General features: G+C 36.4%; 19 protein-coding genes, 1 pseudogene and 2 riboswitches. Of the genes and pseudogenes, 10 read left to right on the forward strand and 10 right to left on the reverse strand.

Annotated features, from left to right (window positions below; translation table 11 throughout):
- Positions 1-235: 235 nt before the first annotated feature.
- The 3 genes from AB1284_RS15350 to AB1284_RS15360 all read right to left on the reverse strand — a co-directional run bounded on the left by AB1284_RS15350 (position 236) and on the right by AB1284_RS15360 (position 2430).
- Entirely contained in the window at positions 236-1411 is a 1176-nt protein-coding gene (locus AB1284_RS15350; RefSeq protein WP_429754052.1) for an acetyl-CoA C-acetyltransferase, read from the reverse strand.
- Between the two features lie 146 nt (positions 1412-1557).
- A complete protein-coding gene (locus AB1284_RS15355) occupies positions 1558-2007 on the reverse strand; it encodes an NUDIX hydrolase (RefSeq protein ID WP_429754051.1) in 450 nt (149 codons plus the stop codon).
- Between the two features lie 129 nt (positions 2008-2136).
- A complete protein-coding gene (locus tag AB1284_RS15360) occupies positions 2137-2430 on the reverse strand; it encodes a DUF3928 family protein (RefSeq protein ID WP_429754050.1) in 294 nt (97 codons plus the stop codon).
- Positions 2431-3011: 581 nt separating this feature from the next.
- On the opposite strand from AB1284_RS15360, the gene AB1284_RS15365 reads away from it, so the two are divergent.
- From AB1284_RS15365 to AB1284_RS15375, 3 genes are read left to right on the forward strand one after another with little or no spacing between them, the layout of a single operon-like run.
- Complete coding sequence (locus AB1284_RS15365; protein ID WP_429754049.1) at positions 3012-3740, forward strand: hypothetical protein; 729 nt, start codon at positions 3012-3014, stop codon at positions 3738-3740.
- Positions 3741-3780: 40 nt separating this feature from the next.
- A complete protein-coding gene (locus tag AB1284_RS15370) occupies positions 3781-4077 on the forward strand; it encodes a hypothetical protein (RefSeq protein ID WP_429754048.1) in 297 nt (98 codons plus the stop codon).
- A gap of 54 nt (positions 4078-4131) precedes the next feature.
- Complete coding sequence (locus AB1284_RS15375) at positions 4132-4749, forward strand: ImmA/IrrE family metallo-endopeptidase (protein WP_429754047.1); 618 nt, start codon at positions 4132-4134, stop codon at positions 4747-4749.
- 299 nt (positions 4750-5048) lie between these two features.
- Here the strand turns inward: AB1284_RS15375 and AB1284_RS15380 are convergent.
- A pseudogene (locus tag AB1284_RS15380) lies at positions 5049-5377 on the reverse strand (PadR family transcriptional regulator).
- 166 nt (positions 5378-5543) lie between these two features.
- Between AB1284_RS15380 and AB1284_RS15385 the strand changes: the two are divergent.
- Positions 5544-6320: a 3-hydroxybutyrate dehydrogenase gene (locus tag AB1284_RS15385; protein ID WP_429754046.1), complete on the forward strand. Its 777-nt coding sequence runs from the start codon at positions 5544-5546 to the stop codon at positions 6318-6320.
- 129 nt (positions 6321-6449) lie between these two features.
- On the opposite strand, the gene AB1284_RS15390 is transcribed toward AB1284_RS15385, so the two are convergent.
- From AB1284_RS15390 to AB1284_RS15400, 3 genes are all read right to left on the reverse strand, one after another.
- Entirely contained in the window at positions 6450-6602 is a 153-nt protein-coding gene (locus tag AB1284_RS15390; RefSeq protein ID WP_429754045.1) for a YvrJ family protein, read from the reverse strand.
- A 208-nt stretch (positions 6603-6810) separates the two neighbouring features.
- Positions 6811-7995, reverse strand: a complete 1185-nt coding sequence (mtnK, locus tag AB1284_RS15395; RefSeq protein ID WP_429754044.1) for an S-methyl-5-thioribose kinase — start codon at positions 7993-7995, stop codon at positions 6811-6813.
- Between the two features lie 87 nt (positions 7996-8082).
- A riboswitch (SAM riboswitch) is annotated at positions 8083-8228 on the reverse strand.
- Positions 8229-8301: 73 nt separating this feature from the next.
- Complete coding sequence (locus AB1284_RS15400) at positions 8302-9081, reverse strand: carbon-nitrogen family hydrolase (protein ID WP_429754043.1); 780 nt, start codon at positions 9079-9081, stop codon at positions 8302-8304.
- A gap of 102 nt (positions 9082-9183) precedes the next feature.
- Here AB1284_RS15400 and AB1284_RS15405 point away from each other — a divergent pair, with 102 nt between their 5' ends.
- The 6 genes from AB1284_RS15405 (at position 9184) to AB1284_RS15430 (ending at position 14142) form a co-directional block, all read left to right on the forward strand.
- Positions 9184-10374 carry a pyridoxal phosphate-dependent aminotransferase gene (locus AB1284_RS15405; RefSeq protein ID WP_429754042.1) on the forward strand — a complete coding sequence of 397 codons (1191 nt, stop codon included), beginning with the start codon at positions 9184-9186 and terminating at the stop codon, positions 10372-10374.
- A 51-nt stretch (positions 10375-10425) separates the two neighbouring features.
- Positions 10426-10532: riboswitch (SAM riboswitch) on the forward strand.
- A 64-nt stretch (positions 10533-10596) separates the two neighbouring features.
- Entirely contained in the window at positions 10597-11841 is a 1245-nt protein-coding gene (mtnW, locus tag AB1284_RS15410; RefSeq protein ID WP_429754041.1) for a 2,3-diketo-5-methylthiopentyl-1-phosphate enolase, read from the forward strand.
- Positions 11838-12497 carry a 2-hydroxy-3-keto-5-methylthiopentenyl-1-phosphate phosphatase gene (locus AB1284_RS15415; RefSeq protein WP_429754040.1) on the forward strand — a complete coding sequence of 220 codons (660 nt, stop codon included), beginning with the start codon at positions 11838-11840 and terminating at the stop codon, positions 12495-12497. The genes mtnW and AB1284_RS15415 overlap by 4 nt, the downstream gene beginning before the upstream one ends.
- Positions 12494-13132 (forward strand): methylthioribulose 1-phosphate dehydratase, encoded by a 639-nt coding sequence (locus AB1284_RS15420; RefSeq protein ID WP_429754039.1) that lies wholly within the window; start codon positions 12494-12496, stop codon positions 13130-13132. The genes AB1284_RS15415 and AB1284_RS15420 overlap by 4 nt, the downstream gene beginning before the upstream one ends.
- Positions 13110-13622 carry a 1,2-dihydroxy-3-keto-5-methylthiopentene dioxygenase gene (locus tag AB1284_RS15425; protein WP_429754038.1) on the forward strand — a complete coding sequence of 171 codons (513 nt, stop codon included), beginning with the start codon at positions 13110-13112 and terminating at the stop codon, positions 13620-13622. Before AB1284_RS15420 ends, AB1284_RS15425 begins: the two co-directional genes overlap by 23 nt.
- Before the next feature lie 241 nt (positions 13623-13863).
- The gene (locus AB1284_RS15430) at positions 13864-14142 is read left to right on the forward strand and encodes a hypothetical protein (protein ID WP_429754037.1); all 279 of its coding nucleotides are present in this window, start codon (positions 13864-13866) and stop codon (positions 14140-14142) included.
- A gap of 29 nt (positions 14143-14171) precedes the next feature.
- On the opposite strand, the gene AB1284_RS15435 is transcribed toward AB1284_RS15430, so the two are convergent.
- The 3 genes from AB1284_RS15435 to AB1284_RS15445 are packed head-to-tail and all read right to left on the reverse strand — an operon-like array spanning position 14172 to position 16516.
- Positions 14172-14504, reverse strand: coding sequence for a DUF3909 family protein (locus AB1284_RS15435; protein ID WP_336481460.1), 333 nt, complete (start codon positions 14502-14504; stop codon positions 14172-14174).
- A 4-nt stretch (positions 14505-14508) separates the two neighbouring features.
- Positions 14509-15393 carry an NAD(P)-dependent oxidoreductase gene (locus tag AB1284_RS15440; protein WP_429754036.1) on the reverse strand — a complete coding sequence of 295 codons (885 nt, stop codon included), beginning with the start codon at positions 15391-15393 and terminating at the stop codon, positions 14509-14511.
- A 4-nt stretch (positions 15394-15397) separates the two neighbouring features.
- Entirely contained in the window at positions 15398-16516 is a 1119-nt protein-coding gene (locus AB1284_RS15445; RefSeq protein WP_429754035.1) for a serine hydrolase domain-containing protein, read from the reverse strand.
- Between the last annotated feature and the right edge of the window lie 60 nt (positions 16517-16576).

Here is a 16576-nt window from a genome sequence, read left to right on the forward strand (position 1 = left end):
AGTAGATAAGAGTATTTAGCCATGCTTAGAAAGTTTCCTGTCATATGCAAGAAAGAAGAAAGTAAGTACATGTCATGTTTTAACCTGCACCGCAGCGACTTATATGTTAAAAAATCAAAATGGATTTATATATTTTGAAGCGAGGTTCTTATATTGAAAGAGAAACAACCTTTTTTACAAACAATTCCGTCCATAAATAAAACCAGCCAGTGAGCACACTGGCTGGTTTTATTTCTTATAATGCTTCTATAAATAACGCTGCTCCCATGCCGCCGCCGACGCAAAGAGAAGCAATACCCTTTTCTAGTCCTTGTCTTCTTAATTCATGAATCAAGCTTACTGTAATGCGTGCTCCTGTACATCCAATTGGATGTCCAAGACTGATTCCGCTACCATTTACATTCACCTTTTCACGATTTAAGCCTAACTCTTTTTCTACTGCTAAATATTGCGCAGCAAATGCTTCATTAATTTCAAACAAATCCGCATCATTTACTGACCAATTTATATTTTCCAATCCTTTTCGAATCGCTGGCGCTGGACCGATTCCCATAATTTTAGGATCTACCCCGGCCATAGAGTATCCAACGATTCTTGCTAACGGTTGCAGCCCTTTTTCTTTCGCTTTTTCTTCACTCATTAATACTAACGCTGCACTTCCGTCATTAATACCCGATGCGTTTCCTGCAGTTACTGTTCCACCCTTACGAAAAGCTGCTTTTAAACCTGAAAGTTTTTCTAACGTAATATCCCCACGAGGGTGTTCATCTTTAGAAACAACAATTTCTTTTCTACGTTCTTTTATCGTGATCGGTACAATTTGCTCGTCAAAATAGCCCGCTTCGATTGCATGAAGAGCACGTTGATGGCTTAACACCGCTACTTCATCCTGTTCTTCACGAGTAATTTCATATTGCTCAGCGAGGTTTTCTGCAGTTTCACCCATCATAATATGATGAATTGGATCTTCTAGTACCTCCCATACCACATCACGAATTTCTCCGTGTTGTAGTCGTTGTCCCCAGCGGTTCTCCTTTAATACATATGGACTAGAGCTCATCGCTTCTACTCCTCCTGCAACAACAACATCACTTACACCTAATTGAATTTGCATTGCTGCTGAAATTAATGCCTGCATACCTGAAGCACATTGACGTTGAATTGTGTAACCTGTAACTGTATCAGGAAATCCCGCCATAAGTGCTGCTGTTCTTGCTGTATTTGCCTCATCTGTTCGTTGAATACAGTGACCTAAAATCACTTCATCTACTTCATGCGGTAAAACACCGCCTCTTTTTACAGCTTCCTGCAATACAGGAACCATTAGTTCAGTCGGTTTTACATTTTTGAAAGCTCCTCCAAATGTTCCAATTGGTGAACGAACTGCAGCTGTAATGACTACATTGCGCATCGTGTACTTTCCCCTCTCTTATGTACCCTGATAAGTTTTTGGATGGAATACCATAAGATGTATGTCTATATCAATTATATTATTAAGTAACCAAAAAATCAAAATATTTAATATAATAAAAATAGAAAGAAGGTTCATTCTTCTCTCTACTCTGTTAATGCCAATAAAAATTTTTGAAGGATTTTTTCTGTTGTTGTATTTAATTTTGGTAATTTATCAATTGGGAAATATCGGATGTCTAACCCTTCTTCATCGCATTCTATTTCACCATATACATGATGCGCTTGAAATACATTGATTACATTATAAATTTCGTCTCCATGCGGATAACGATAATATAATTCCTGCCCAGAGAGTACACCAAGAAATTGTAAGAAATCTGCTTTTAAACCTGTTTCTTCTCTTAATTCTCTCCCTGCTGTTTCTTCAATTGTTTCTCCTAACTCCATTGCTCCCCCTGGCAATCCCCAATCATATGTATCAGAACGAAGTTGTAATAATACTTCATTCTTTTCATTTAAAACAATAATTGCTGATCCTACTATAATAAGTGGTTTTGTTCCAACTAATTCCCTTAATTCCTGTATATACCCCATTATATAACTCCCCTTTCTTTTCCTCTCCTATCATAGCAAAATTCCTTCTTTATTTGTTTGATGCATATAAAAATATTTCATAAACAAAAAAAGAAGCTAATTCACATTAGCTCCTTCCTTATTTATTATTTAGCCCACGCGGCTCTCATATTTTACTTCTTCAAATGCTCTTTCAATTTCTTCATCACGGTAATGTACGTATGTAAAACGCCCTAATTCTATTAAACGTGCGATTTCACGCAATGCTTTTGCTTGTTCATACTCTTGTTTTATAGAAACATGAACATAAAACTTCATAAGTGGACGCTCATACAAAGGTTCACCTACTTCCACATATACATTCTCTACCCCTTGTACAACTTGAGCATAACTTGCAAATTGATAAATAGCTTCACGATCTGAAACAATTTTAAATGTATACATGTTTTTTCCCCCTTTTCTTTTTACTATAACAAAAAATGAGTATATAAACGTGTCGAAGTGTGACTATTTTCTGACTTCTTTTAAACATTTTTTTCGCGGCTAACACACAGCTGCTAATAATCCATCAGTGGGAGGCTTACTGCTCATGAATAGCGTGATAAAGTGAAACTTCCATCATGGGGTTTTCCTCATCCCCTACCTATCTTCTTTGCTTTCTCCGAATCTTGAGGTGAGGGTCTTGCTGCCCACGAATAGCGGGATAAAATGAAGTCTCATCAGTGAAGAGGTAAACAAGTGGTTTCAAAGAAAGTACTTATAATCGCTGCATTTCTAATCATCTCATTACATAACAATCACACCGCTAAAAAAAACCAGCAACATGAACACTATATATACATACCTTGATACTGTAATTTCCCACAAATTACCCTAATACAAATATAATAATTTCTTATCAACTTATGTTGTGACACGATAAAAAACTATACTAAATGATAGTTCATTTGTCCATGCACATTCTCTATTTTCACATAAAGTAGTGATATAAACATTTTCTATAGTTTATAAAGGAGAGGGTATTGTTGTGTTTTTATTATTATGATCGTTATCGAAGAAAATCCCAGTACACTGAAAACCGATCCGAAAACCGATCTGAGAACCGATCTGAATCTGGATCTGGATCTGGTGGATCTGATGGATATGGATCTGGATATGGATCTGACTCACAAGAAGAAATTACAAAAAAACATACACACAATCACAATGTTGCTCAGATTTCAGATAGTGGAAATTCCCGCGTAAGTTTAAATGTAGACTCTGATTTGGATTCTGAAACAGCTTCTTCGAATCAGCAGTCTACTGATGTAGGACAGGAGCAAGGTCAGGGTCAGGGGCAGGGTCAATCACAAGAACAAGGGCAAGGGCAAGGGCAAGGACAACCACAGGGGCAAGGACAATCACAAGGACAAGGGCAAGGACAATCACAAGGACAAGGACAGTTGAATACAGATGTTACAAACCAACTATTAGCGGCTTTGCTTCCATTTTTAACAAATGCATTAAATAATGCCGCTCAACCCCCACAAAATTATCAAAATCAAAATTATTCAAATCAAAATTATCCAAATCAAAATTATCCAAATCAGAATTACCAAAATCAGAATTACCAAAATCAGAATTACCAAAATCAGAATTACCATAATCAGAATTACCAAAATCAAGATTACCAAAATCAGAATTACCAAAATCAGAATTACCAAAATCAGAATTACCATAATCAGAATTACCATAATCGAGACATATACGATTAGGCTACTAAAACGTAGCCTATTTTTGTAAGGAGGTTTTATCATGTTACCAAAAAACGGCTCAAATATTTCAAACAGCGGAAACTCTCATGTTAATATAAACGTAAACGTCGATACAAGCTCCATTGCCTATGCGATGATGTGCTATTGGCACACGAGCGGTATGATTACGGATGAACAATTCACTCATATGCTAACAAATTTTAGCAATTTACTTACCAAAGATGATGATATGTTGCCGCACCTTTTATCAAATAAAGAATATTCCCCATACAAGATGCGCTCAAAAAATACTGTAGATACATTAAAAACATTTATCCCTCCTTTTTTCAATCGTTAAATATATTTTCTTTTTATCTCTCCCTAAAAATTCACTATATTTGAGGTGTCCCATATGTATCCTTATGTTAACATATGTATTTGCATTGCTCCTGGAGCGAATATTAATGAAGACCGGATTGCTAGGGATATTACAATTGCTGAATATATTTGGCATCCTATTGTATTTCAAATTGAAGATATCAGCACGTTAGATGAAGCATATCGTTTTAATGACGGCGAAATTAGTTACATGTCTTCACTAAAATCACAACCAAAGTTGACTTCCTTATTTGCTGAATGTACCGAACGTGCATCGCAAAGTGATATTTATATTTGTTATATCGGTAGTGATTATTTTCAAGAACACTCTGTTATCGCTTGTGCCTATTCTTTATCAACTAATAAACAAATTAAAGGTTACATTATATTAACAAACTCCGCTTCAGCTTGGAAGAACATGTACACACTTGCACATGAAATTGGTCACATTTTATTCACGCGCCGTGTACAGGACAAGCTTACAAATGCAGATCCCGAATGCCCAAACGGTTCCGAGCATCATCCTTCTCCCACAAACCTTATGCATTACATCATTCCTACCCCTTATAAATCACAAATAGATTCCTTATTAACAAATACCCAAAGAGAATTATCTTTAAAAAGCCCCTTATTACGCAAAGAAAAAAAGTAACCGTTACAGTTACTTCTATATATACAAATTAAAAAACTATTTTTAGGAGGACGAGAGCATCTGACCGCACATAGAAACGGTCAGGGCCTTTTCCTACCACATACAAGGTTTAAAACAAAAGGAGAAAACGAGTACAGGTCATGTTGTACTCTGCATAGCAGCGACCTATATATTGAAAAATCATCATGAATTTATATGAGTAATCCCTCTCTTCTATCCCAAAAGATTTTATATCTTCTTCTTTTATTCCTTTTGTTAATAAATATACTTTCATTGTTTCAGCGTTAGAAATACAAACTTTACCGTCTGCTTTCCTTTCCCTCTAACAACCGCTGCACACTACTTTGCATCGCTTCCCATCTTTCCATGAAATCATCTAATGAATCTTCAACTTTTTCTGTTAATGTATAATATTTTCGCTTTGGGCCAGATTGCGACTCCTTCATCGTGCTTGTAATTAATTCTTCTTTTTGCATGCGAATTAGTAACGAATAAATACTCCCTTCACTTGCCATTGTAAAACCGTACTGTGCCAATTTTTCACTCATTTCGTATCCGTATATTTCTCCTTCAGAAATAATAGCAAGCATCCTTCTAAAATACCTTTTAGCATTTGACTCGTCGACATTATTCAAATCCCCCTTCCGTCTTGTTTTACAAGATAGATAAGTATAAGTATCTTGCTTTACAAGATAGCTTGATCATTTTTTCCAAAAGATTGCAGGATTTCCATCCTTATTTCTCTAAATAGAGCACTAGAGCTAACTATATTTATGAAGGAGATGGAATCGAAAATGTTTATAAATCGCGTTGTATTTTTAACAGGTGCTGCAAGCGGAATTGGATACGAAATGGGAAAAGCCTTTGCAAAAGAAGGCGCAACTGTAATGATTACAGATCGTTTAGAAGACAAGGCACAAACGGCAGCGAAACAATTACAAAATGAAGGATATAAAGTGTTTGGAATGCAATGTGATGTAACAGTAGAACAAGAGATTGTACAAGCTATTTCTGAAACAGTTACACGTTTTGGTTCACTTGATATATTAATTAATAACGCAGGCATGCAATACGTTTCCCAAATTGAAGATTTTCCAACTGAAAAGTTTGAAATGCTTATTAAGATTATGCAAATTGCACCATTTATTGCGATAAAACATGCTTTTCCTATTATGAAAAAACAAAAATACGGACGCATCATTAATATAGCCTCTATTAATGGTCTTGTTGGATTTGCTGGCAAATCTGCATATAACAGTGCCAAACACGGAGTAATTGGGCTCACAAAAGTAGCAGCGTTAGAAGGTGCCGAACATAATATTACAGTAAATGCACTTTGTCCTGGTTACGTTGATACACCTCTTGTTCGCAATCAACTTCAAGATTTAGCGATAACTAGGGATGTCCCGCTTGAACATGTATTAGAAGATGTAATTTACCCGCTTGTACCACAAAGGCGATTGCTCAGCGTGGAAGAAATTTCAGACTACGCCTTATTTTTGGCAAGTGAAAAAGCGAAAGGCATTACAGGACAAGCTGTTGTCATTGATGGTGGTTATACCGCACAGTAAAGTTCAGCATCTTTTTCTTCTATTATATATACAAAAACGGATTGTGCCTTTACCACACAATCCGTTTTCATCACATATTTTATCCCGCTACTTTTGGACAGTAAGACCCCCACTGAGGGAAGTTTCACTTTATTTTGGAGCATCATATCTTTGCATCTGCTTTGGTAACTTCTCAATCGCGACAATAACGCCATCTAACTTACTTTCAATTCTATGCAGTAAGTATAGCGTAACGACAATCGGAAAGCCAACATTGCCAATAACCGATATCCATTCCTCCATAGTCTCTCCTCCCTTCTTATTATAAGTAAGTGAAACTCCAAAAAAGTGGTAAATAAAAACAGGCTAAATCATTTCAGCCTATTTTTCCGAATATCTTCAATTGTAGTTAATGCCTTATATTCAACAATAGTCGGCAACTTCGTTTCATTCAAAAGGGCGATGAAATCTCCCTTCCAACTAACAGAACAAGGTACTAACACGCTTGTACCTATGCTTTCACTTCCTTCTCAAGAATAATAGAGTTAAATAATATATGGAACAAGCGGGCATCCGCATTTTCTGTTTTATGTAAAAGTAATTTTCTTCCTAACCGTAATGCATGCCTTTTTGCTTGTAACCTTGTTTCGTTATGAGAAATCCCATCTAGATCTGCGACATGCGCTAATCCAATTGTACGGCGAATGATTTCACATCCTGCAAATCCAACTGCATCAATGAAAATATTGTTCAGTACAATTGGTAACCATTGCTTTTCTTTTGTATACGGTTCCACGCCTTCGAGCACCCATAACTTCGTAAATGTTTCTACGAAAACGCTCCATGTTTGCTCAATATGATAAAATAACACACCGCGTTTATTTTCTTCACGTGAGAGCGCATTTAATAATAAATTTGCAATAAATTGGCCTAAATCGAATCCAAACGGACCAAATGTCGCAAATTCTGGATCAATCACTTTCGTTTCTGAAGATGATGAAAATATACTTCCAGTATGTAAATCACCGTGAATTAATGCTTCTTTTCGCGTCAAAAATTTATACTTACACTGCGCTACTTGTAGCTTCAAATTTTTATCAAACCAAAGTTCGTCAACAACATCCTGTAATTCTTCTTCATACTCATTTGTTTCATAGTTTGCAAATGGATCAGTAAATACAAGATTCTCCGTAATCTTACATAAATCAGGGTTTGCAAACTGACTATCTAGCACTCTTTTTTCTTCTGCTTGTAGTCCAAAATCAGATGTATAAAAAAGAACATGAGCTAAAAAACGCCCGATATGCTTGGATAATAGAGGATAGTCTTCCCCGTTTATCAATCCTTTTCTCGTGATCGTTGATGTTGATAAATCTTCCATAGCAATAATCGCTAGTATTTCATCATGCCCGTATACTTTCGGCACATACTCTGGTACATATTTTGCAAAAATTTGCAACGCATGATTTTCAATGGTTGCACGGCGTAAAGAGAGCGGCCAACTTTCTCCTACTACCTTTGCATATGGAAGAGCCTGCTTAAGAATCAATCCCTTCTTCCCATCATGTAAACGAAACACATAATTTAAATTTCCATCACCAATTTCTTCACAAGTGACAACTGCCTTTTCTGGAAAATAACTATTTTCTTTCGCATATGTAACGGCTGTTTTTTCTGTTAACTCTTTATATCCCACTCTGATTCCCCCTTAATGTATCGGGGCTTTTCATCATAAGAAAAACCCCTTTCGATGACGAAAGAGGTTTGAAGATTCACTTCTCCCCTCTTATCTATCAGAAAGTCTCTCTTTCTGTTGGAATTAGCACCGTGCCTTACTAGGCGCGAATTATGCGCCCCATTTCACAATGGTATTACGGTCGGTTGCTGGGCTTCATCGGGCCAAATCCCTCCACCTGCTCTTGATAAGAGTATATAGTTATCTGAATTTTTCAGTTTCTGTTGTTGACTATACCAAGAATAAAAATTGTTTGTCAATACTTTTTCACTTATACAGTTCTGGACGGCGATCAAAAAAGACTGGAATCCCTTTACGCACTTCAGCAACTTTCTTTACATCTAACATTCCATACAAAATCATTTCTGTTTCATCTGCCTCATTCACGACTTCTCCCCAAGGATCAATAATAAGCGAATGCCCTGCAAAAACATTATTTAGATCACGCCCCGCACGATTGCAAGCTACAACATAACATTGATTTTCAATTGCCCTTGCTTGAAGTAATAACCGCCAATGTGCTAAGCGAACAAGTGGCCACTCTGCTACAACGAATAATACTGTTGCCCCATGTGCAGCATGAACGCGTATCCACTCTGGAAAACGAATATCATAGCAAATTGTTCCTGCACACGGCATATCCTCTAATAGAAAATGCCCAGTTTCATTTCCAGCAATTAAATATTTATGCTCATCCATCAGTTGAAACAAATGTACTTTACTATATTCACTCACAATTTCGCCGCTTCGATTACTAATATACATTGTATTTGTAACACCTTTCTCTGTTTGCTTAGCAATCGATCCTCCAACAACATTTACACAATTTTGCTTACTCCACTTGGATAATAATTGTTTCGTGTATTCCCCATCTGGATCAGCAATTTCAGTAAGTCGATCCAAATTATAACCTGTTGTCCATAGCTCTGGTAATACAATAACGTCTGGCTTTTCCTTCATTGCTTCTTTTATTTTTTTTTCAGCATGTTCTATATTTTTCTCTACATCACCAAAAGTGATATCCATTTGAATACAAGCAATTTTCATTGATTTCTCCCTACTCCCTTTTATTTTTTCCTTTACAAAAAGTTGAAAAGATTATATCATTTGTCACTATAATTGCAACAATTTTCAAAAGAGGTGGAAAGTATGAAACATTTTCAACCTTCTGAGGTATTAACATCATTACCGACACAATTTTTTGCTGCACTTGTCACAAAAGTCAACAAAGCCATGGAAGCTGGTCATGATGTTATTAACTTAGGACAAGGAAATCCAGATCAGCCAACGCCAGCGCATATCGTAACAGCATTACAGCGTGCAGCAGAACAACCAATTCATCATAAATATCCGCCATTTCGCGGACACGAAAACTTAAAAGAAGCTGTCGCTACGTTTTATGAACGTGAATACGGTGTACAGTTAAATCCCAAAACCGAAATAGCTGTTTTATTTGGTGGAAAAGCTGGATTAGTTGAATTACCGCTTTGTTTTACCAATCCAGGCGATACAATTCTCGTTCCTGATCCTGGTTATCCAGATTATTTATCAGGTGTTACCTTAGCGAAAGCAAAACTTTCAACAATGCCATTATTAGCAGAAAATCATTTTTTACCTGATTATACAAAGATTGATTTACAAACTGCTGAACAAGCAAAATTAATGTTTTTAAACTACCCGAACAATCCAACAGGAGCCGTTGCAACAACAGAATTCTTCGAAGAAACGATATCATTTGCAAACAAACATGACATTTTAGTTTGTCATGATTTCGCTTATGGTGCCATTGGCTTTGACGCTAAAAAACCAATTAGTTTCTTACAAGTTAATGGAGCAAAAGATGTTGGTATTGAAATTTATACGTTATCAAAAACATATAATATGGCTGGGTGGCGTATTGCATTTGCCGTTGGGAATGAAAGGATCATTGAAGCGATCAACTTATTACAAGATCATATGTACGTCAGTATTTTTGGTGCCGTACAAGAAGCTGCTCGCGAAGCATTATTAAGTCCACAAACTTGCGTAGATGAACTAGTAGAACGCTATGAATCTCGAAGAAACGCTTTCATTACTGCTTGTCGTTCTATTGGCTGGAATGTTGCTGCACCAAAAGGATCTTTCTTCGCATGGCTTCCAATACCAGATGGATATACGTCAGAACAATTTGCTGACGTACTATTACAGCAAGCGCATGTCGCGGTCGCCCCAGGTATCGGCTTTGGTGAACACGGTGAAGGCTATATTCGCGTTGGCTTATTACATACAGAGGAACGCCTTCATGAAGCAGTTCATAGAATTGATCAATTAAAAATTTTCAAAAAAACATTGACAACATAAAAAATCTCTGTCAAAATTCAGTTATCAAAAAATGAAAACATTTCTGAATACTTCTTATCAAGAGCAGGTGGAGGGACGAGCCCGATGAAACCCGGCAACCGATCTACTTTATGTAGGCACGGTGCTAATTCTCGCAGCATTAAGCTGACAGATAAGGAGCTGGTTGTAAAAAAACCTCTCCTTAGCTGAGAGGTTTTTTTATTCAACTAGGAGGTTATAAAAATGAGCGGAATAACAGCAACATACTTAATTCATGATGATTCTCAAAGTTTAATTCAAAAGGCAGAGCAAATCGCTCTCGGCTTAACAGTTGGTTCCTGGACACACTTACCGCACTTACTACAAGAACAATTGAAACAACATAAAGGCTCAGTCATTAGTGTAGAAGAATTAGAAGGCAATGAAAGAACAAATATATACCTTGATAAAAAAGTAAAACGCGGTCTTATTAAAATTCATTATCCATCTGCTAATTTCAGCACTGATTTACCAGCGATTTTCACAACCGTTTTCGGAAAATTATCACTGGATGGAGAAATTAAATTAATTGATTTGACATTTTCTGATGATCTAAAAGAGCGCTTCCCAGGTCCTAAATTCGGTATCGATGGGATACGAAACAGTTTGAATGTTCACGATCGCCCTCTTCTCATGAGTATTTTTAAAGGAATGATTGGCCGTAATATCGGGTATTTAAAAACACAGCTTCGTGATCAAGCAAGCGGCGGTGTAGACATCGTAAAAGATGATGAAATTTTATTTGACAATCCGTTAACACCACTGTCAGAACGCATTCGAGCTGGAAAAGAAGTATTGCAGTCTGTATATGAAACATACGGTCATAAGACGTTATACGCTGTTAACTTATCTGGACGAACTTATGATTTGAAAGAAAAGGCAAAACAAGCAGTTGCAGCTGGAGCTGATATATTACTCTTCAATGTATTTGCTTATGGGCTTGATGTTTTACAAGCTTTAGCGGAAGACGATGATATTTCTATCCCACTTATGGCACATCCAGCTGTAAGTGGAACTTACATAGCCTCTGAATTATACGGATTTTCATCTTCCTTATTACTTGGCAAACTACTTCGCTATGCGGGTGCAGATTTCTCACTATTTCCATCGCCTTATGGAACTGTTTCTTTTAAAAAAGAAGAGACGCTTTATGTAGCAAAAGCACTTACAGATGAAAACGAACCATTTAAACGCAGCTTTCCAGTTCCGTCTGCTGGAATTCACCCAGGACTTGTTCCGCTTCTTATTCGCGATTTTGGTCAGCAATGTGTTATTAATGCTGGTGGCGGTATTCACGGACACCCATCCGGTGCACAAGGAGGCGGAAAAGCATTTCGATCTGCCATCGATGCAGTTCAAACAAACACACCGCTTCATGCAGTTAATGATTCTTATTTACAAGCAGCCTTACGTTTATGGGGTAATCCTTCTAAAGAGGTGAAGGCATGAGTATTCAAATTTTTTGCGATTTCGATGGCACAATTACAAATAACGATAATATTGTTGCCATTATGGAAAAGTTTGCATCGCCAAAAGCGGAAACAATTAAACAACAAATTTTATCACAAGAACTTTCTATTCAAGAAGGTGTAGAAAAACTTTTTTGTCTCTTACCTACAAGTTTACGAGATGAGATTACAGCTTTCATAAAAAAAACTGCAGTCATTCGCACCGGTTTTACAGAGTTTGTACAGTTTTTACGAGAAAACAATATCTCACTTTATATCATATCAGGAGGAATGGACTTTTTTGTTTATCCTCTTCTCGAAGGACTTGTTGACTCTACGCAAATTTACTGTAATACAACTGATTTTTCTGGTAAAACAATTCAAATAAACTGGCCGCATCCGTGTGATGCGCATTGTGAAAATAAATGTGGTCTTTGCAAATCAACACTTATTCGTCACTTAAGTTCACAAAATGATTTTAAAATTGTAATTGGTGATTCTATTACAGATTTGCAAGCAGCAAATCTTGCTGACAAAGTATTTGCTCGTGACTTTCTTATTACAAAATGTAAAGAACATCACATTACTTATACACCTTTTGAAACATTTCATGATATCCAAAACGAAGTCAAGCAATTGTTAGGGGTGATGAAGTGAAACAGTTATTTCGTCAATGGCAAGAACTAAGTGACCTGAAAAAAGAATTAACTGACCGGAATTGGTTTCCAGCAACAAGCGGAAATATTTCAATAAAAGTGAGTGACAATCCACTTACCTTTCTCATTACAGCAAGCGGAAGAGATAAAACAAAAACAACACCCGACGACTTTCTGTTAGTCGATCAAAATGGAAGTCCTGTTTTAGAAACCGATTTACGCCCTTCTGCGGAAACATTGTTGCATACTCACATTTATAACAATACAAACGCTGCATGTGTCTTGCACGTCCATACAACCGATAATAATGTCATTACAAACGTATACGATAAAGAAGTTGTACTCTGTAATCAAGAAATTATTAAAGCTCTCAATATTTGGGATGAAGGCGCCTCGATTCGGATTCCAATCATTGAAAATTACGCTCATATTCCAACGTTAGGCGAGAACTTCCGCAATCATATTTACGAAGATACAGGAGCTATTTTAATTCGTAATCACGGTATTACAGTATGGGGAAAAGACAGCTTTGATACTAAAAAAAGATTAGAAGCATATGAGTTTTTATTCCAGTTCCATATTAAACTTTTATCAATTAGAGGAGGCGTTCAGCATGGCGCAAATTCGTATTCATGAAGTTAACACTCGTATTGAAAAAGAAATAGAAGTACAACAGTTTCTGCAAAATGAAGATGTTTTGTATGAAAAATGGAATATTACAAAGCTCCCTGTTCATTTACAAGAAAATTATGCATTAACTGATGAAAATAAGAAAGAAATTTTAGCAGTGTTCGCAGAAGAGGTCGCTGATGTTTCTAAGCGCCGCGGCTATCAAGCGAGCGATGTTATCTCACTTTCTAACGCAACACCGAATTTAGATGAATTGTTAGTAAACTTTAAACAAGAGCACCATCATACTGATGATGAAGTTCGCTTTATCGTCAGCGGACATGGCATTTTTGCCATCCAAAGAAAAGATGGTCAATTTTTTGATATTGAACTTGAACCAGGGGATTTAATCTCAGTTCCTGAAAATACGAGACATTATTTTACACTTCAAGATGATCGTCAGGTGGTGGCGATTCGTATTTTTGTGACAACTGAAGGTTGGGTTCCTATTTACTAAGGTAGTATGTTGAATAAAAAGGATGGTCCCCTTTTCCTTCCTTTTATTCACTCTACATATATACATCCTCCTATAGACAGGTTTATCTCTATTCAGGAGATAAACCTGCATTTTTTGTTGAATAATTTTTTACAATTTTATGAACATTTTGTGAATTTTTTCTGAATATTCTGTTTAAAATGTGTTATAATACAAATAATAGAAAAAACAAGGGAAATTGTAAAAAGGAGGAAGGGAATACATGGAGTTAATTTTAGCCATTCTTTTCGGTGTCGTTTGCGGGTCTATACCTGCTGTTGTGGGAGCTATTATGGAGGAATTAGAGGTCGGTATGATTGGTTTTGTCGCATCTTCTGTAAGCGCTTTATTTTTTGGTTTATATGGTGCAATTCCTGTTTCTATACTGTTTGCACTATATATATTACGTCATTCTCGCACAAAACGATTTACTCGAACTAGAATGGGTGAAGTCATTCCCTTTCCAATTGAAAAAGCACGCCGCGCAACAGGCCTTTCTTAAATAAAAAAAGTCCTCATATGAGGACTTTTTTATTTATTTTCTTCTAAGAATTGAAATAGCTCCTGTAAATGAAGTGCATCCTCTCCATAACTAACCGAAACATAAAATTTCCCAGCTACTTCTGCATTCATATATACATCAATAAGATCACGTTCGTACTTTAATGCTAAATAAAATTCCATCTCTTCTAGCATTTCTTTCGTTGTTCGAATGACATAACGACCTGTTTCATCTCTACCATATTCAAATACCGGTTCAAAATTATACTTCTTTTTAAACGCAGCCAGTTGCTTATCATTAATATGAATTGTTTCTGCACGCTGCACTGTATCAATGATATTATCAAATTTCTCCAAGCCCATACACTCACTCCTTTATGTATCGTTTATACAATGCCTGTGTGCCGCTATTTTCTTCACCGTCTTGCATCAATTGTTCATATAATTCTCGCGCAAGAGCTAAGCCAGGTGCAGATAATCCAAGCTGTTCTGCTTCTGCTAACGCAATTTTCATATCCTTTATAAAATGTTTCACATAAAATCCTGGTTCAAAGTCACCTTGTAACATACGCGGTGCTAAATTACTTAATGACCAGCTACCTGCTGCACCAGTAGAAATACTTTGTAACACTTTTTCTGGATGTAAACCTGCCTTTTTTGCATAAGCAAGTGCTTCACATACACCAAGCATATTAGATGCAATTGCAATTTGGTTGCACATTTTTGTATGTTGTCCACTACCTGCATTTCCTTGCAACATAATGTTTTTACCTAACAATTCAAATAAAGGTAAGCATGCTTCATATACTTCTTCATCCCCACCGATCATAATCGCAAGACGCCCTTCTTTTGCTCCAATATCGCCGCCCGATACCGGGGCATCTAATACATGAATTCCTTTGCTCTTCCCTTCTTCATAAATACGCTTCGCAAGAGTTGGTGTTGATGTTGTAAAGTCAATCGTAATCGTCCCTTGCTTGGCATGAGTAAGAATCCCCTCTGCACCGAAATATACTTCTTCCACGTCGTGCGGATAACCAACCATAGTCATTACAACATCTACTTTTTTTGCAATTTCTTTAGGAGAATCACACCAGTGTGCACCTTCTTCAATCAGTGCTGCTGTTTTTTCTTTTGTACGATTATATACATAAACAATATAACCAGCTTTTATTAAATGACGCACCATACTTTTTCCCATAACACCTGTACCAACAAAACCAATAGAAGCCGGTGGCAATATCTGATTCATCTTCTTATCCCCTTTTCTCTAATAAATCACTCACAAGTTTACGAAACTCATTATTAAACCCATCATCAATTCCATTTTGCACATTTGAAAATGCAATCACAAATAATTGTTTATCCCAATTAAAATTGTTAAATGTATTCCATCCCGAAAGTACACCATGATTATGATAATAATCAGGATATATATATAAGCTAAATGCATATTTTTTTTCTGAGGATGGTGTTAACATTAACTTTAAACTTTCAGCAGAAATAAGCTTATTTGTCATAATTGCTTCATCTAGCTTTTTCATATCCTGCACCGTTGTATACATCTCTCCGCATCCATACAACCAATTCATTGCTAATTTAGGTGCTAACACAAGCTCTTGCTCTTTCCTTTTATATCCTTTTGAAAAATTCACATCTCCTGCTGGTGTCTCTCCCATCCCCGACTCCGTCATTCCTGCGGGAATAAAGATATGATTTGTAACATATTGTGCTACAGATTGACCCGAGATTTTTTCTACAATATAAGCTAGCACCATATAATTATAATCCGAATATAACCAGCCATTTCCAGGTTGAAAGGCAGTTGGTTGTTGTCCGAGCCATGTCACTAAATGAAGGCGCGATGACGCATTTACTTTCCCTTTTCCATGTTCAGGGAGTCCCGATGTATGCGTTAATAAATGATACAACGTAATATTTTTACTAGCAGGAAAAGAAGGAATATATTTATTCACATTATCCTGTATATTTACCTTCCCTTGTTCTTGCAACTGTAGAATTGATACCGCAATTGTCGTTTTTGTAATAGAACCAATTCGATATTTTGTTTGCGGCGTATTTTCAATTTGTTTTTGTACATCCGCGAAGCCATACCCTTTATTTAATATTGTACGACCTTGATATGAAACGAGAACCGAGCCGTTAAATTGTTTATCTTTTAAATATTGTTCTAGTTTTTGCGTAACAGCCGTATAATCAATTTCTTTTTCTTTTTCTCTTTCTTTTATTGTTTCAGTAGAGGGTATTGTTTTTGTTGACTTTGCTTCTTTTTTAGCAGGTACTTTAAAAAAGAAATAGCTCCCAACTAATAAAATAGAAAGCAAAAAAATAATGGTACTCCATAACGTCTTCATTACTAAAAATCCTCCGTCGCATCTTAAATAATTATTCCCCTCTTCACCATTATCCGACAA

The sequence above is a fragment of the Bacillus sp. S2(2024) genome (assembly GCF_050474045.1).
Classification (GTDB): domain Bacteria; phylum Bacillota; class Bacilli; order Bacillales; family Bacillaceae_G; genus Bacillus_A; species Bacillus_A yunxiaonensis.

Coding starts and splice junctions, on each gene's coding strand:
- AB1284_RS15445 (WP_429754035.1), bottom strand. CDS start 16,516: ATGAAGACGTTATGGAGTACCATTATTTTTTTGCTTTCTATTTTATTA.
- AB1284_RS15385 (WP_429754046.1), top strand. CDS start 5,544: ATGTTTATAAATCGCGTTGTATTTTTAACAGGTGCTGCAAGCGGAATT.
- mtnW (WP_429754041.1), top strand. CDS start 10,597: ATGAGCGGAATAACAGCAACATACTTAATTCATGATGATTCTCAAAGT.
- AB1284_RS15350 (WP_429754052.1), bottom strand. CDS start 1,411: ATGCGCAATGTAGTCATTACAGCTGCAGTTCGTTCACCAATTGGAACA.
- AB1284_RS15390 (WP_429754045.1), bottom strand. CDS start 6,602: ATGGAGGAATGGATATCGGTTATTGGCAATGTTGGCTTTCCGATTGTC.
- AB1284_RS15415 (WP_429754040.1), top strand. CDS start 11,838: ATGAGTATTCAAATTTTTTGCGATTTCGATGGCACAATTACAAATAAC.
- AB1284_RS15400 (WP_429754043.1), bottom strand. CDS start 9,081: ATGAAAATTGCTTGTATTCAAATGGATATCACTTTTGGTGATGTAGAG.
- AB1284_RS15375 (WP_429754047.1), top strand. CDS start 4,132: ATGTATCCTTATGTTAACATATGTATTTGCATTGCTCCTGGAGCGAAT.
- AB1284_RS15360 (WP_429754050.1), bottom strand. CDS start 2,430: ATGTATACATTTAAAATTGTTTCAGATCGTGAAGCTATTTATCAATTT.
- AB1284_RS15440 (WP_429754036.1), bottom strand. CDS start 15,393: ATGAATCAGATATTGCCACCGGCTTCTATTGGTTTTGTTGGTACAGGT.
- AB1284_RS15355 (WP_429754051.1), bottom strand. CDS start 2,007: ATGGGGTATATACAGGAATTAAGGGAATTAGTTGGAACAAAACCACTT.
- AB1284_RS15405 (WP_429754042.1), top strand. CDS start 9,184: ATGAAACATTTTCAACCTTCTGAGGTATTAACATCATTACCGACACAA.
- AB1284_RS15370 (WP_429754048.1), top strand. CDS start 3,781: ATGTTACCAAAAAACGGCTCAAATATTTCAAACAGCGGAAACTCTCAT.
- AB1284_RS15430 (WP_429754037.1), top strand. CDS start 13,864: ATGGAGTTAATTTTAGCCATTCTTTTCGGTGTCGTTTGCGGGTCTATA.
- AB1284_RS15435 (WP_336481460.1), bottom strand. CDS start 14,504: ATGGGCTTGGAGAAATTTGATAATATCATTGATACAGTGCAGCGTGCA.
- AB1284_RS15425 (WP_429754038.1), top strand. CDS start 13,110: ATGGCGCAAATTCGTATTCATGAAGTTAACACTCGTATTGAAAAAGAA.